This is a genomic window from Buttiauxella sp. BIGb0471 (assembly GCF_024807715.1).
GTDB classification, from domain to species: domain Bacteria; phylum Pseudomonadota; class Gammaproteobacteria; order Enterobacterales; family Enterobacteriaceae; genus Buttiauxella; species Buttiauxella agrestis.
Genome location: NZ_JANUEU010000004.1, coordinates 122858 through 137812, shown reverse-complemented (window position 1 = coordinate 137812; position 14955 = coordinate 122858). Strand labels below are relative to the sequence as shown.

15 protein-coding genes are annotated in these 14955 nt (G+C 49.8%); 5 read left to right on the top strand and 10 right to left on the bottom strand.

Going from position 1 to position 14955, the window contains the following annotated elements:
- Nucleotides 1-35: 35 nt before the first annotated feature.
- Genes M2371_RS14510 through rhaM form a run of 5 tightly spaced genes read left to right on the top strand, consistent with a single transcriptional unit; the run spans nt 36 to nt 5078 of the window.
- On the top strand, nt 36-1547 hold the full coding sequence (locus M2371_RS14510; RefSeq protein WP_259268021.1) for a sugar ABC transporter ATP-binding protein: 1512 nt from the start codon (nt 36-38) through the stop codon (nt 1545-1547).
- Nucleotides 1547-2554 (top strand): ABC transporter permease, encoded by a 1008-nt coding sequence (locus M2371_RS14505; RefSeq protein ID WP_034499321.1) that lies wholly within the window; start codon nt 1547-1549, stop codon nt 2552-2554. The genes M2371_RS14510 and M2371_RS14505 overlap by 1 nt, the downstream gene beginning before the upstream one ends.
- Nucleotides 2547-3551 (top strand): ABC transporter permease, encoded by a 1005-nt coding sequence (locus tag M2371_RS14500; RefSeq protein ID WP_259268020.1) that lies wholly within the window; start codon nt 2547-2549, stop codon nt 3549-3551. Before M2371_RS14505 ends, M2371_RS14500 begins: the two co-directional genes overlap by 8 nt.
- A gap of 52 nt (nt 3552-3603) precedes the next feature.
- Complete coding sequence (gene fucO, locus M2371_RS14495; protein WP_259268019.1) at nt 3604-4752, top strand: lactaldehyde reductase; 1149 nt, start codon at nt 3604-3606, stop codon at nt 4750-4752.
- Complete coding sequence (rhaM, locus tag M2371_RS14490; protein ID WP_172892987.1) at nt 4749-5078, top strand: L-rhamnose mutarotase; 330 nt, start codon at nt 4749-4751, stop codon at nt 5076-5078. Before fucO ends, rhaM begins: the two co-directional genes overlap by 4 nt.
- A 59-nt stretch (nt 5079-5137) precedes the next feature.
- Here rhaM and M2371_RS14485 read toward each other — a convergent pair whose 3' ends face one another.
- The 10 genes from M2371_RS14485 to M2371_RS14440 form a co-directional block, all read right to left on the bottom strand.
- Nucleotides 5138-6235 (bottom strand): hypothetical protein, encoded by a 1098-nt coding sequence (locus M2371_RS14485; RefSeq protein WP_259268018.1) that lies wholly within the window; start codon nt 6233-6235, stop codon nt 5138-5140.
- 396 nt (nt 6236-6631) lie between these two features.
- Nucleotides 6632-7651, bottom strand: a complete 1020-nt coding sequence (locus M2371_RS14480; protein ID WP_259268017.1) for a PAAR domain-containing protein — start codon at nt 7649-7651, stop codon at nt 6632-6634.
- Between the two features lie 17 nt (nt 7652-7668).
- The gene (gene tssI / locus M2371_RS14475; RefSeq protein WP_259268016.1) at nt 7669-9660 is read right to left on the bottom strand and encodes a type VI secretion system tip protein TssI/VgrG; all 1992 of its coding nucleotides are present in this window, start codon (nt 9658-9660) and stop codon (nt 7669-7671) included.
- Nucleotides 9661-10031: 371 nt separating this feature from the next.
- Nucleotides 10032-10997: a chemotaxis protein gene (locus M2371_RS14470; protein ID WP_259268015.1), complete on the bottom strand. Its 966-nt coding sequence runs from the start codon at nt 10995-10997 to the stop codon at nt 10032-10034.
- An 81-nt stretch (nt 10998-11078) separates the two neighbouring features.
- Nucleotides 11079-11660 (bottom strand): AAA family ATPase, encoded by a 582-nt coding sequence (locus tag M2371_RS14465; RefSeq protein WP_172892992.1) that lies wholly within the window; start codon nt 11658-11660, stop codon nt 11079-11081.
- Nucleotides 11657-12094, bottom strand: coding sequence for a PTS sugar transporter subunit IIA (locus M2371_RS14460; RefSeq protein ID WP_259268014.1), 438 nt, complete (start codon nt 12092-12094; stop codon nt 11657-11659). The genes M2371_RS14465 and M2371_RS14460 overlap by 4 nt, the downstream gene beginning before the upstream one ends.
- 9 nt (nt 12095-12103) lie before the next feature.
- Nucleotides 12104-12373: a hypothetical protein gene (locus tag M2371_RS14455; RefSeq protein ID WP_034499301.1), complete on the bottom strand. Its 270-nt coding sequence runs from the start codon at nt 12371-12373 to the stop codon at nt 12104-12106.
- Between the two features lie 68 nt (nt 12374-12441).
- Complete coding sequence (locus tag M2371_RS14450; protein WP_034499299.1) at nt 12442-13284, bottom strand: class II fructose-bisphosphate aldolase; 843 nt, start codon at nt 13282-13284, stop codon at nt 12442-12444.
- On the bottom strand, nt 13271-14638 hold the full coding sequence (locus M2371_RS14445) for a PTS sugar transporter subunit IIC (RefSeq protein WP_259268013.1): 1368 nt from the start codon (nt 14636-14638) through the stop codon (nt 13271-13273). Before M2371_RS14445 ends, M2371_RS14450 begins: the two co-directional genes overlap by 14 nt.
- On the bottom strand, nt 14631-14945 hold the full coding sequence (locus tag M2371_RS14440; protein ID WP_034499295.1) for a PTS sugar transporter subunit IIB: 315 nt from the start codon (nt 14943-14945) through the stop codon (nt 14631-14633). Before M2371_RS14440 ends, M2371_RS14445 begins: the two co-directional genes overlap by 8 nt.
- Nucleotides 14946-14955: the final 10 nt, after the last annotated feature.

Here is a 14955-nt window from a genome sequence, read left to right as displayed (position 1 = left end):
GGGTGAGGGCGATCTGATTTAATGGGGAATTTACCATGACACTCACTACACCATTGCTGTCCCTGAAGGGGATAACGAAAGTCTTCCCCGGTGTGCGCGCGCTTGAAAACGTCCACCTCGATTTGTGGCCAGGAAAAGTCACGGCGCTAATCGGTGAAAACGGCGCAGGTAAATCCACACTGGTTAAAGTCATGACCGGGATTTATCAGCCGGAAGAGGGCGAACTGCTTTATAAAGCGATACCGATAACGCTGCCAAACCCGGAAGCGGCGCATAAAGTCGGCATCACGGCGATTCATCAGGAAACGGTGCTGTTCGATGAACTAACCGTCACCGAAAACATTTTTGTCGGCCACTATATTTATCGCGGCTTCTTTAAGAAGCTCGACTGGCCCGCCATGCACCAACAAGCGCAAGACATCCTCACTCGCCTGGAAGTGCAAATTAACCCTCGCGCCACACTCAAAACGCTGAGTATTGCCCAACGTCACATGGTGGCGATTGCCCGCGCGCTGTCGTTTGAAGCGCAGGTCGTGATTCTCGATGAGCCAACCGCCGCACTTTCGCAGCATGAAATCGTCGAGTTCTATCAAATCGTCGAGCGCCTGAAAGCCGAGGGGAAAGCGATTCTGTTTATCTCGCACAAGTTCGACGAGATTTTTGCCATCGCCGATCACTACACCATTTTGCGCGACGGCATCTATATCAGTTCCGGGAAAATCAACGAAATAACCGAAGAGCGGATGGTCACCATGATGGTCGGGCGCGAAATCACTCACGCCTTCCCGAAAGTGAATTGCGAGCCAGGCGAGGTGGTGCTGGAGGTGAAAGACCTCTGTCATCCAATCGAATTTGCCCATATCGACTTCCAGTTACGCAAAGGGGAAATCCTCGGTTTCTACGGCTTAGTCGGTGCCGGGCGTACCGAGTTAATGCAGGCGCTATCGGGTGTTTCGCGCCCGTCACACGGCGAAATCTTGCTCAACGGCCAGGCGATGCAGTTCCGTCAGCCAGCGGACGCGATTAAAGCCGGGATTGTCTGCGTGCCGGAAGAGCGTCAGAAGCAGGGCGCGATTATCCAACTGCCGATTTATCAAAACATTAGCCTGCCCCAACTGAGCCGCCTTAACCCACGCGGTATCTTAAACGATGCGCGCGAATGGGCGTTGGCGGACGAATACGCCAAACGGTTACAGGTCAAAGCCTTTAGCTGGAAACAGCCGGTTGAAACGCTTTCCGGCGGCAACCAGCAGAAGGTGGTGATCGGCAAATGGCTGGCAACTCAGCCGGAAGTCATCATTCTGGATGAGCCGACCAAAGGTATCGATATCGGCTCGAAAGCCGCAGTGCACCAGTTTATGTCCGAGTTGGTCGGCCACGGTCTTGCGGTGATTATGGTGTCGTCCGAGCTGCCGGAAGTGATGGGCATGGCGGATCGCATTATCGTGATGCACGAAGGGCTGATGGTGGCGCAATTTGAGGCAGGTGAAGCGAGTGCTGAGATGATTGTCAGCGCCGCCAGCGGTTCCCATGAGGAGGCAGCATAATGTGGCAATCTCTTCTCAAACATCGCGAATTCCTGCTGGCGGGTGTCATCTTGCTGATGATTCTGGGGATTGGTAGCCGCGTGCCGTCGTTCCTGGCGCCCGGCAACCTCGTAGAAATGTTCAATGACACCTCGATTCTGATCATTCTCGCCCTCGGCCAGATGATGGTGCTGCTGACCAAAGGCATTGATTTGTCGATGGCGGCGAACCTGGCGCTCACCGGCATGATTGTCGCCTTGCTTAACTTCCACTATCCGCAAATCCCGGTCTGGGCGCTGCTATCCCTGGCGACCGTTCTTGGCCTGGTGATGGGGGTGATTAACGGTTTGCTGGTCTGGAAGCTCGGCATTCCGGCGATTGTCGTCACGCTTGGCACCATGAGTATTTATCGCGGCATCATCTTCCTGCTCTCAAACGGCGGCTGGATTAATGCGCATCAGATGAGTAGCGATTTTCTCGGATTGCCGCGAGCGGTCGTGCTGGGCATGCCGTTGCTCAGTTGGTGTGCTGTCGCGGCCCTTTTGCTGGTGGGGTATTTCTTGCGTTACAGCCGCACCGGGCGGGCGATGTACACCGCGGGCGGCAACGCGACGGCGGCGTATTACACCGGAATCAATGCCGGGAAAATGCAGTTCATCAGTTTTAGCCTCTCGGGAGCGCTGGCCGGTTTTTGCGGCTATTTGTGGATTTCTCGATTTGCCGTTGCGTATGTCGACGTCGCTAACGGTTTTGAACTGCAAATCGTCGCAGCCTGTGTGATTGGTGGAATTAGCACCATGGGTGGAATCGGGCGTGTGCTTGGATGCCTGCTGGGTGCTTTGTTCCTCGGCGTGATCAACAACGCGCTGCCGGTGATTGGCGTATCGCCATTCTGGCAAATGGCGATATCAGGTGCGGTGATTGTGATTGCGGTGCTGCTTAACGAACGCGGCAATAAACGCAAAGGGCGGCTGATTCTGCGCGACGCAGCGCTTGCGCGACAAACTTCGGGAGCGAGCCATGAATAAAACGCTGATCTCTGAATCTGTGCCACCGCAGACTGGAGCGGCTCCGCTGTTGCGCCGTTTGCTGTGCTGGGAGTCATTTTTACTGGCGGTAACGCTGGCGGTATTTGTGGTAAATGCGCTGGCTTCACCGTATTTCCTCAACATCTGGAACCTTTCAGATGCCACCTTTAACTTCACGGAAAAAGCGATCATCGTTTTGCCGATGGCGATGTTGATTATCGCCCGTGAAATCGACTTGTCTGTGGCGTCAACCATTGCGCTCAGTTCAACGGCCATGGGCTTTTGCGCTCAGGCAGGTGTCGATACAGCAGGGCTGGTGTGCATCGGGCTTGGCGTCGGGTTGCTGTGCGGTTTGTTCAACGGCCTGCTGGTCACGCGTTTTAACCTTTCTTCGATTGTGATCACCATCGGCACCATGAGTCTGTATCGCGGCATTACCTACATTTTGCTGGGCGACCAGGCGCTAAATCACTACCCGGAAAGTTTTGCCTGGTTTGGGCAGGGTTATGTCTGGGGCGCGTTATCGTTTGAATTCGCCCTGTTCATTGTACTGGGGGCGGTTTTCGCCTTCCTGCTGCATAAAACCAACTTTGGCCGTCGCACTTACGCTATCGGCAATAACCCTACCGGCGCGTGGTATTCCGGCATCAACGTGAAACGCCACAACCTGATGTTGTTTGTGCTGGTGGGGGTCATGGCAGGGCTGGCGTCGGTGCTGCTGACTTCGCGTCTTGGCAGCACACGCCCGACTATCGCTATGGGTTGGGAATTAAGCGTGGTGACCATGGCGGTGCTGGGTGGCGTCAATATTCTGGGCGGCTCTGGCAGCATGGCGGGCGTGATCATCGCCGCGTTCCTGATGGGCCTCGTCACCTTCGGGCTAAGTCTTTTGAATGTGCCGGGCATCGTGATGTCGATTATTGTCGGCGCGATGCTGATTACCGTGATTTCTCTACCGATTATTACCCGCCGCATTATGCAACGGACACGGCGCTGAATACCGAGACGATGGCCGGGTGGCCATCGTCATAATATTAAGGAGAATAGCAATGAGCTTTATGTTGGCTTTACCAAAAATCAGCCTTCACGGCGCAGGTGCCATCGGCGATATGGTGAAATTAATTGCCGCTAAACCCTGGGGAAAAGCCCTGATTATTACCGACGGGCAACTGGTGAAAATGGGCCTGCTCGACAGCCTGTTTAGTGCGCTCGATGAACATCAACTTTCTTACGAACTGTTCGACGAAGTGTTCCCGAACCCGACCGAAGAACTGGTGCAAAAAGGTTTTGCCGCGTACCTGGCGGCAAGTTGCGATTACCTGATTGCCTTCGGTGGCGGCAGTCCGATTGATACCGCCAAAGCGGTGAAAATCCTGACGGCAAACCCCGGCCCATCCACCGCATATTCAGGTGTGGGTAAAGTGACTAATCCAGGCGTGCCGCTGGTGGCGATTAACACCACCGCCGGGACGGCTGCTGAGATGACCAGCAATGCCGTCATTACCGATTCCGTACGCCACGTGAAAGAAGTGATTATCGACACCAACCTCATCCCGGATATCGCCGTGGATGACGCCAGCGTGATGCTCGATATCCCGGCAAGTGTGACCGCCGCAACCGGCATGGATGCGCTGACTCACGCCATTGAAGCCTATGTTTCTGTTGCGGCGCACCCGCTGACTGACGCCAACGCGCTGGAGTCTATCCGCCTGATTAGCCAGTGGTTGCCGAAAGCAGTCGACGATGGGCGCAACCTCGAAGCGCGTGAAATGATGGCTTACGGGCAATACCTGGCGGGCATGGCATTTAACAGCGCCGGCCTTGGCCTGGTACATGCGCTGGCTCACCAACCGGGTGCGACGCACAACCTGCCGCACGGCGTGTGCAACGCGATCTTGCTACCAATTATTGAAGCTTTTAACCGCCCGAAAGCCGTTGCACGTTTTGCGAAAGTTGCCGCAGCGATGGGGGTGAATACTCAGGATATGAACGAAGAAGAAGCGAGTTTTGAGGCGATTCTGGCGATTCGCGCTCTTTCTACTCGCGTTGGCATTCCATCTGGCTTTAGCCAGCTCGGAATTCAAACTGCAGATATCGAAGGCTGGCTGGATAACGCTCTGGCTGACCCATGCGCAGGGTGTAATCCACGCCCGGCAACCCGTGAGGAAGTGCGCGAGCTTTACCTGGAGGCACTATGATCAACAAGGGAGGGATCCGCAAAGCTTTTGTAATGCAGGTAAATCCAGATGCCCATGAAGAATATCAACGTCGCCATACGCCGATTTGGCCAGAGCTGGAAGCGGTACTTAAACAGCACGGTGCTCATCACTACGCTATTTATCTTGATGCGGAGCGCAACCTACTTTTTGCCACGGTAGAAATTGAGTCCGAAGCTCGCTGGAATGCGGTCGCACAAACGGAAGTTTGCCAGCGCTGGTGGAAGCATATGAGCGAAATCATGCCGAGCAATACCGACAACAGCCCGGTGAGTGCGGAGCTGAAAGAGGTGTTTTATCTAGAGTAAGACAATAGCCGTTCAGCACTACTTCTTTGCGGTAATTGAGGTAGTGCTGACCTTCATGATTAACCCATATCATTAAATTGTGAGTCATAGTTATTTAATGAATTAAGAATGATCTCTAATGCGCGTTTATTCACTGCCCAATCATAGAAGCTTTTTTCTGGATGTGGGGATATTAGTTCAAAATAAAACCACAGTGACTCGACACAGCCAACATAGACATTAAGTAGATTTCCACTTATCTCATCCTCATTACTAATTTCGATTTGAGTCGTCCAAAGTTGATCCAGTTTAACATTGCGCTGATTTACTGATTTTGTAAGAGTTGGTGGATCTAAATGAATAACCTTCTCTAATCGCTTAAACATAGTGTCGAAGATAAAATGCGCTGTCACTTGTTTATCCGGCACCATGAAAAAGAGATTGATCATCGTCTCTTTCTTTTTCCCAATTATATGAGAGAGAGCATAGTGGTTTAAGCCGGGTACAGAATCTTCTATATGACTGACACTCCATGAAGCAGGATAATAAAAAGAAAGTCGCTCAGGATAGTCGGCATTTATACTTTTGAGGGACTCAGCCATTTTCCACTCATTTTCATTAACCAGAATAAACCAAGTGATGCATTGCAATATATCTTCATTCAGTGCCACATAATCTTCTTCATGGCAAGTTGCTTTAACTAAAAAGAAATTTGCCCCTACTGATTCCATGCCAGAGTCTTTATTCACCCGATAGCGAGACATCATATTTTCAGTACCGTACATTTTTTGTGTTAACACATCTACATATTCACCTGATTCAGCGAAGAATGTCCTTTTATCAATAATAGTTTCGCCCATCAAATCCAAAACATGGTAAAGCCAGTCGCTACCATTAATTTCATTCTCTATTGCTTCATAAGCAACCGAAACCTCCAGATAAGGTTTTTCTTGTGCTTTGGTTGTTCGATATAACCCAATCATCGTGACACCTAAACCTTCCATTTCTGTTGGCTTTGTCAGTACAGGTTTAACATACATGGGTAGAACTATTTTATAATACAAAGCCTCTGAAGATGTGGATGAGTAACTACATCGCCAGAAATGCTCTTTCTGGTACTCAATAGAGTAAGAAACATTCTTGGGGAACGGGTATGTTGATTGCGTCTTATTGTTCATTTGCATTCCGTTAATTAATCAAAAAACCAAAGCATGATGAGTGCATATATTGAACCGGCAATAAATAAAAGCTTGTAGAGCATGACTATTTTATTTCTGTGTTTGATAGCAAATTTTAATGGGTTCTTGTTAAGATTGGCGGAGTTTCTTGTTTCATGGAACGTGTAAATTCTACCTGACATCCCATCCAGGACGGCTAGAAATATGAAATAGTAAAATAAAAAAAATGTAAGTGTTGCGAGGGTTTTGGATGTGAGAACAAAACCCAGATTCTGATAATACTCTCCGATTTCTTGAACACCAATTATTAATGGAAATCCAGTAATAAAGCGTACTACAGAATTTGTTATAATTGGTTTGAATGTACACAGTACTTTTATTAAATTAATCATGTTATTAACCACCAATTACTACTGTTGATATGCCAGTTAATACAACGCCGGAGAGTTTTTTTGATTTTTCTTCAGGACTATCATAGTCACCCCCTCTCACCGCCAGATCACTTTTTAACCCTAGTAGCAATGCGAGTTCACCAGTAATTCTTACTTCCAGTACTCTATCATCAGAATCATACGAAATACTGAACCCTCCACCTGCCCCTACAGACCCAGCTGAACCACCAAGTGTTGCTTTTATTGCAAAATATTTATTTTCATATGATCCCTCCAGCTCCCCATGTGCCACCGCAGCTTCGGCACCAATATCAAACCCGAAACCATATTTTTCATCTTCTGGTTTATATATAACATTCCCTTCAATTTTGGCATCACCATAACCCACAGAGCCTTCTGATTTAGCGCCAGCATAATCCCCTGAGTTTTCCTTTCCACTGCTTACTCCGGCATTTCCAGAAATACCCGTTGCTCTGCCTTTTGCTCCGGCACCATATTCACCCTCTTTATCATTTAACCCCGCCGTTCCTTCAAGTTTTCCAACTGAGCCTCCAAGGTTTATATCGAAATCCCCAATATGATCTTTTATCTGAAAGTCAGTAATGCTTATGCCAGTTTTAACCTGGTCAAAAGAATTATTATCTGACTCATCTGACTGGGTTGAATAAATACTAAATATTCGTAGAGCAATATTATCTGGCTTTTGGGTTTTAACGGTTCCATCTTGATTGGCATTTTTTACCGGTGTCAGAAAGTGAGATATCGAAGTTTTTTTTCCTTTAACTGGAGGCAATGATTCAACTTTGCAACGGGTAATATCTCCCATTCTGGCAGCCGGAACGCCATTGATTGTTACACTCTTTGAGCCTGCGACAATATTGCCAGGGCCGTGTAATAAACAAATAAATGTATCGCCCTGCCGGGCTGCGGGTAAGCCACCAATGGTGACATTATGACTCCCTGTATTTATCGGTCCAGAATGAGCCGCTTTATCTAGGCTTTGTCGTGCTGCGGGTCTAGCCATAGTAATAAACGTCCTGTTTATGGGTTGAGTTTCAAAATTGCGCCTGTAAGCACATGCTCAACGCTGCCGTCAGCTCTAAGGATTTTTGTGCCGACGGTGTAATCCGTTTCAGCGGTGTTTGTAATGGAAATACCTTTGATTTCGATGGTGCCATCTTTGGTGAGTGTGATGCTGGATTTGCCGCAAATCCATTCGATCTTTTCCTCGGCGTTGTAGCTAATGGCTTTTTTAACATTCACTGTCATGTTTTCTTCCAGTACATCGACTGTCAGATTTTTTTGCACTGTGGTGTGCTGTTCGGCACCAACATTCACTCGCCGATCGTGGTTTATTGTGATGCTCTGGTCATTATCCACTGTCACGCTTTGATCGTTTGCCACCATCACTTTCTGATCGTGACCCGCTTCTTTTTTCTGACCTACTATAACGGTCTGTCCTTTACCCACCGTTTCCATATGGTTGACTTTCACGTGGGTATCGCGGTTATTGAGCACCACCGTCTTCATGTCCTTCTGGGCATGCATCGACAGCAGCTCCTGGCCGGTCTGGTCGTCAAACATCAGTTCGTTGTATCCATTACCCTTATACGTCTGCGAGCGTATCGCCATCTGGGTTTTAGTCCCCGGCAGGTCGCCCGGTGCGCGGTTGGCGGCGTGATAGGTGCGCCCGGTGATAATCGGCTGGTCCGGGTCGCCGTTGAGAAAATCGACAATCACTTCCTGGCCGACGCGCGGGATGGCGATGTTGCCGAATCCCGTGCCTGCCCACGCCTGAGAGACACGCACCCAGCACGAGCTTTCCTCGTTGCTTTTGTTGTAGCGGTCCCAGGCAAATTTCACCGTCACGCGCCCGTGCTCGTCGCAGTAGATTTCTTCCCCGGCAGGACCGGTGACAATGCCGATTTGCGGGCCGTCCACCAGCGGTTTCGGTAGCGGCGCCGGGCGCCAGGTCTGGGTGGCAGGGATAACATGAAAACTGTTGGTGAGCGTGGTGCCCTGGCCGACGCTGCCGATATGCGCCTGCGGCTGGCTGCCGCTCATCTCGCTCGACACCACCTGCCACGGGCTGTTTAAATCCTCGCGTGGATGGTCGGTAAGGGTGAACCAGCGCCCCGGCTGTAACTGCGGGCAATTACTGGTGCCGCGGGCAAAATCGACGTTATTGCGCCAGCCCTCGACCTGATACTTTGCAAAATCGGCCCCGTGCTGTTCGTCTTTAAAACGCCCCGGATAGTCAAAGATTTCATAGTCCGGACGTTGATACGACAGGTCTGCGCCTTCTTCCTGATACTGCGCCTGCCAGCCGGGCGCGGTGAAGGTGTAATCCTGGGTAGTGACTTTTGCCGGGCGGATTTGCGCGCTGCGGCAGAAGGTGTTGATGCAGTACGTGGACGATTCAGAGGCGGCATTCGGGTTGTACGGGAAAGCCCCGAGGCCGCGCAGGTTGCAGCGGTCATCGGTGAAGGTCAGTTTCTGGTCACGGTCGTCCAGATATTCATCCTCGAAAAAGAATATCCCTTCTTCGGCGGCGAGACGGGCGATAAAATCGTAATCCGACTCCATAAACTGCACGCAGAATTCCCGAGCCGGATGCGGGCGGCGGAACAGGGCGTCATGCGTGCGGATACGCATTTCTTTCAGCAGCTTTGCGAAGATGTACTGGATGTCGTAATTCTGAAAACTGCGGCAATTCTGCCGCTGGGAGCTGCGCCAGAACTCCGGGCGCACCGTCATGCGGTAGAGCGTCTGATGTTTGCCGCTGTCGCCCTGCTCGCAGAAGGTGACGATACCTCGCACCCGGCGCTTAATCACCTCGCCCTGCCAGATGGTGAGCAGCGCGTATTCGTCGAGAATGGCTTTAAAGCCAATAGCCGGGTCGTGACAGGCGACGGTGATCTCCAGGCTGAACAGGGAGGAGAGGGACTGTTTAAGCTTAAAGTTCACCACCGCAAAGGTGTCCGCCGGAGTACGCCCGGCGGTGAAGGTAAAGCGGGTGCCGTCTGAGGCCATGATGTTATTCCTTCAACAAAGCGTGGAATCATTGAGTAGGGTAAATAATTCACCTTCACTCATATTTAAAACAAATATAATAAAATCAAAAAGATATGTTTTTTGTGGGATGCAAAAATAGAGCTGGAAAGGAAAAATAACTGTGACTTTAGTCAAGATATTAGATGTTTAAAAATTAGGAATCAGATAAGGAAAAGTAGAAAGTGTTCGGTGTGACCAAACTTGAAGACGGCAAATCGATTAACTTTTCGTGCAGCTACAACCGCGCAGACAAATTCAAAATAAAAAATAGCTGGGTGGGCAAGTAACAGGTAATAAACAGGCTTTGTAGGGTGGACAAACCTCAGCGCCTATCCACCGTTTTCGCCTGTTTAAACCACCGCACCTTCCAGCGCCTTATTAATCACATGTGAAAGCTCTTTCACATCGAACTTCGCCACATAGCCGTTCGCGCCCACTTTGCGGACGTGATCTTCGTTGGCGCTGCCTGAAAGCGACGAGTGAATCACCACCGGAATGTGTTTTAACGTGATATCTGTTTTGATATTTCGCGTCAGGGTAAATCCGTCCATTTCTGGCATTTCAATATCCGTTAAAACCATACCAATGCGGTCGGTGATCGGCTGGCCAGCGGCCTTGGCTTCTGCGGCAATCACTTTTATTTTCTCCCACGCTTCAAGCCCCGTGGAATGCATCATCACCGGAATACCCATGCCTTTCAGGCCTTGCTCAAGCATCAAACGGGCGACTTTTGAATCTTCTGCAACAATCGCGACAGCACCCGGTTTCAAAGGGTTTGTGTTCCCTTCGATGGCCGCCATATCGACTTTGCGCCCGGAAGGGATAATGTCGTAAAGAATCTGTTCAACATCGAGTACCAGCGCCAGTTCGCCTTTGTATTCGTCGCTATTGAGTGAAGCGATACTGGTGATATTGCGGCTACTCACACCGGATTCGGCGGCGTGAACCTGGCTCCAGTCGAGGCGGATAATATTTTCTACCGACTCCACCGCGAAAGCCTGTGTGCTGCGGGCGTACTCGGTTATCAGCAATAAATTCAAGCCAGTTTGTGGCGTGCAACCCGTAACGGCGGGTAAGTCGATGACCGGAATAAACTGGTCGCGAATATTCGCCATGCCCAGCAGGGGCGATTTCATGCCCGCCGCACGGTTAATTTTTGGCATTGGCACAATTTCACGTAGCTTAAAAACGTTAATGCCATACAGCTCAGAATTCCCGCCGTGCTGGCCTTCTCCTAAGCGGAACAACAACAACTCAAATTTGTTGGATAACGCCAGGTTAGCCCTTTCATCAATATCTTTTTGAAAACTATCCATTTAAACCTCTGCTCGGTAACCTGGCGGGTAGTCGCCCTGGCGCGTGTTTAAGTTATCGGCAGAATGGGGAAAAAGTGGAGTCTATATAGCCGGGAAAATTCGCCCTAATTGGCCCATTCCATTATCCAGCCATGCCACGAGACCGGCTCTGTCTATCGGCTCGCGGTGGTCCACGATGTAAACCGGCCCAAGCGACATCGGTTCTGCGTTATCCGCAAGTTTTACCAACTCCGGCAGATATTCTTCCCCTGGGTGCCCGTGGCGTCTTACGCCAAGCCGCTGCGCATAGCGTTCAGCGGCGAGGGGGCCAGGAATTTGGTTCCATACCTCCAGAACCCGGGTGACGCCCGCTTGCTCAAGATATCGTTCAAGTGCTTCTTTCGGTTGGAAGCCAAACCATGCATCGACAATAAAGACACATTGCATTGGGCTATCGGCCACTATCGACCAAATGACCTCATAAGCGGCACTTCCGAGGCGGCGGTTGAACGGCCGATCAATTTCATCGAACTGGGCCATAAAAGGCTCTTTTATGCCATCGATGGTCAGAATCGGTAGCGCAAAATGTTCGGACAACAAACGGGCGATAGTGCTTTTTCCTGAGGCGGGTACGCCGTTCACAAGTACCACCGTTTTGCCCTGTGTTCGCGTGGTCTGGCTCATAATATTGCGATCACCTCTTCCTTACCTTTTGCCCGACGCAGTTTTGCCATCACATCATCATCGCCCAACAAATTCACAATCGCGCGGATACCTTCTTCGATGTGCCCGTTGCTGTCGCAGGCGGCAAACATAATCACGATATCGGCCTTTTCGCTGTCGGCAAAGGCGATGGGCTCATCAAGCAAAACCAGACTGAAGCCATTTTTTATCACCCCGCATTCGGGGCGGGCATGGGGCATGGCGACGCCCTCTTCAAAAACGTAATACGCGCCATGCTCCAGAGTGTTATTAATCACTGCCTCATGATAGGAAGACAGGATATAGCCATTATCAACCAGCGGTTGAGCCGCCAGTCTAATCACCTTTTTCCAGTCCGTTTCGCGCACGCCAACTTGTATTGCCTGCGCTTCAATTAATAACTCTTTAATGGCCATGAGTTCTCCCTAAATATTCTTACGAATAATATTTCTCAGCTCATCAATTTTGACAAATAAAGCATCGATATGCTGACGGTGTGTTTTACTCTTCGCAAAAACTTGTAACGCCTGGTTATAGCGCAACATTAATGCTTTTTGTGTTTCGCCATTATTTGGGTTTTCCGTTAACGTGTTTTCCAGAGCAGTTAATTCAGTTTCAAGTTGTACGGCTTGAATATCATATTGCGCCGTATCCGAATTATCACTGTGGAAAAGTTTTTTTAAAGATCCAAACATAGCTAGCTCCCGCCCGACGGTTGCCACGCAACCAGGGTTACAATGAAGAGTAGAGGATAACGCCTGCTTTATTTAAATAATGCGATCTTTTCGATTAATACAGCAGCGACTGCATCATTTGCCGGTATTAAAAATTTGCGCACACTGTCATTCACTTTGCCCTTCTCGAAGGTTTCTTTGCAGTGTCCAACCCATTGCACGTTCATTTCAGTACCGACGTTAACTTTATCAATGCCTCCGGCGACGGCGCGGCGCATATCTTCATCGCTAACACCTGTGCCACCGTGCAGTACCAGCGGGGTTTTGGTCACTTCGCTGATATCCGCCAGGCGTTGATGCTGAATTTTCGCTTTGCCGGTATACAAGCCGTGTACCGTACCGACGGATACCGCCAGCATATCCACCCCGGTTTCATCAACAAAGCGTTTGGCGTCTTCGGTGGTGGTAAAGCAAATATCTTCCATGGCAACCGCTTTGCCATCTTCTGAGCCGCCAATCGCGCCTAATTCTGCTTCTACAGAGATATTTCGCGGGCGAGCAATATCAATAACCTTACGGGTATTAGCAATATTATCTGCCATGTCCAGATGGGAACCGTCATACATTACTGAACTAAACCCGGCATCGATGGCTGTTTTAATGGACTCAATATCTGAGCAGTGATCCAGATGCAAGCAGGTGGGTATTTGCTGGCTTTCGGATAAAGAACGAATGGAATCTACTAATAAACGATAACCTAAATATTCCGCCGTCCCGGTAGAAATTTGAATCATTAACGGGCTATTGGTTGCTTTGGCAGCTTTAAAATAAGCGGGCAGCATTTCAAGGCAATGCAAATTAAAGGAGCCTACCGCTTTAAATTTACGCTCTTTGGCTACCTGTAATAAATCCGGGAAGTTATACAGACTCATGTGCTTTTTCCTCTTGAGGTTTGGTTGATTTGCCATTCACGAACCAGGCGATAAGCGCTACGAACAGGATGAATAAGCCGACAAACGTCCAGTTATTCTGGAATACATTTCCCAAAATCAGGCCGCTACTGATCACATCAGAATCACTGAAAGTCACACCGGTAAAGCCGTAGCTTTCAAGCATTGGCACCAGGATGGCTGGCAGGAAGGTAATAAACAGGCCGTGCACTACGCCGCCAATGATTGCACCGCGTCTGCCACCCATTGCGTTACCGAAAATCCCAGCAGTGCCGCCAGCAAAGAAGTTGGTCAACAAGCCAGGCAGAATCATCGCCAGGCCAAACATTGGGAAGACAATCATGCCGATGATGGAGCCGACAGTTGTGGCAAGGAAACCAACAATTACGGCATTGGGGGCGTAAGGGAACAGCACCGGGCAGTCCAGCGCCGGTTTGGCATCCGGTACGATGCGCATCGCAATACCACGGAACGCAGGCACCAGTTCGTTAAGCAGCAAACGCACACCGCTATAGAGCACGAATACCCCTGCAACAAACTGAATTGCCTGCATAAACGCAAACATCAGGTAATTCACGCCGTTGGAGTATTGGCCGATGTATTCCGGGCCTGCCGCCAGCGCCGGGATGAGGTACATAGGGATCATCACCACGGCCATCGAAAGGTAAGTGTCCTGCAAGAATTTGAAGTTATCCGGTAGCACCAGATCTTCGGTAGATTTAGAGCCCTTGCCGACAACCTTCGCCACCGCAGCCTGCACCAGATAACCAATAGTGCAGAAGTGGCCCAGAGCGACATCGTCAGAACCGGTAATGCGGCGTACCACAGGTTGAGCGAGAGCAGGCATCAGCACCGCCATCATTCCGCCGAAGATCCCGCCAGTAAGAATCAACGGTAGCCCGGTCAGCCCGGCTTTATAGCCGATAACTGCACCAATCGTTGCCATCCAAAGCAGTGCTTGCCCGGTGAGAAATATGTACTTAAACGGCGTGATGCGGGCAATGATGATGTTGACGATAAATATCACCATCAGCGTGAGTGCCACTTCGGAACCCAGCTCACGGTTTGCAAGGCCGGCAATAGCGGCCACATCGGTGATGTAGCCTTTCATACCGAAACCGTGGGTGAAGATGTCGTTCAGGAAAGTCAGCGTATCAACAATAATGTTGATACCCGCCATCATGATTAAAAAACCAAGCAGCGTTTTAAACGTCCCTTCCGCGACTTTACCCTTCGATTTTTTTTGCAGCAAAAGACCGAGCATGGCAATAAAGGCAATCAATATTGATGCCTGTCCTAGCAGGTCTTTAACAATAAAGTTAATGATGCTATTCATGGTCGAATACCTTCACATTGCGTTCTTTTAAAAAGGCGACAATCTTTTGTTCGATTTCGTCTTTATCCGTGAGACGGTGCAGCACAATGACGCGTTTAATTTCCTCTTCGCTGGCATCGGCCGTTAAAATATCGGCGAAGGTTTTTTGCGTTAAAATAATGTCAGATTTAAAGGCCCCAGCCTCTGATACGGTGGTGTGATCAATTTCTGCCGGGATCTGAAGTTTTTTAAGTACTGCAGTTGCAGCCATTTCAATGGCGAAACTGGAACCTAAACCACAGCCGCATACACAAAGAATTTTAAGCATTGAAAGTCTC

Bases quoted from the DNA above. Each gene is read 5' to 3' on its own strand.
- M2371_RS14450 (WP_034499299.1), bottom strand. From the start codon at position 13,284: ATGAGTCTGTATAACTTCCCGGATTTATTACAGGTAGCCAAAGAGCGT.
- rhaM (WP_172892987.1), top strand. From the start codon at position 4,749: ATGATCAACAAGGGAGGGATCCGCAAAGCTTTTGTAATGCAGGTAAAT.
- M2371_RS14480 (WP_259268017.1), bottom strand. From the start codon at position 7,651: ATGGCTAGACCCGCAGCACGACAAAGCCTAGATAAAGCGGCTCATTCT.
- M2371_RS14445 (WP_259268013.1), bottom strand. From the start codon at position 14,638: ATGAATAGCATCATTAACTTTATTGTTAAAGACCTGCTAGGACAGGCA.
- M2371_RS14465 (WP_172892992.1), bottom strand. From the start codon at position 11,660: ATGAGCCAGACCACGCGAACACAGGGCAAAACGGTGGTACTTGTGAAC.
- tssI (WP_259268016.1), bottom strand. From the start codon at position 9,660: ATGGCCTCAGACGGCACCCGCTTTACCTTCACCGCCGGGCGTACTCCG.
- M2371_RS14505 (WP_034499321.1), top strand. From the start codon at position 1,547: ATGTGGCAATCTCTTCTCAAACATCGCGAATTCCTGCTGGCGGGTGTC.
- M2371_RS14460 (WP_259268014.1), bottom strand. From the start codon at position 12,094: ATGGCCATTAAAGAGTTATTAATTGAAGCGCAGGCAATACAAGTTGGC.
- fucO (WP_259268019.1), top strand. From the start codon at position 3,604: ATGAGCTTTATGTTGGCTTTACCAAAAATCAGCCTTCACGGCGCAGGT.
- M2371_RS14440 (WP_034499295.1), bottom strand. From the start codon at position 14,945: ATGCTTAAAATTCTTTGTGTATGCGGCTGTGGTTTAGGTTCCAGTTTC.
- M2371_RS14510 (WP_259268021.1), top strand. From the start codon at position 36: ATGACACTCACTACACCATTGCTGTCCCTGAAGGGGATAACGAAAGTC.
- M2371_RS14470 (WP_259268015.1), bottom strand. From the start codon at position 10,997: ATGGATAGTTTTCAAAAAGATATTGATGAAAGGGCTAACCTGGCGTTA.
- M2371_RS14500 (WP_259268020.1), top strand. From the start codon at position 2,547: ATGAATAAAACGCTGATCTCTGAATCTGTGCCACCGCAGACTGGAGCG.
- M2371_RS14455 (WP_034499301.1), bottom strand. From the start codon at position 12,373: ATGTTTGGATCTTTAAAAAAACTTTTCCACAGTGATAATTCGGATACG.
- M2371_RS14485 (WP_259268018.1), bottom strand. From the start codon at position 6,235: ATGAACAATAAGACGCAATCAACATACCCGTTCCCCAAGAATGTTTCT.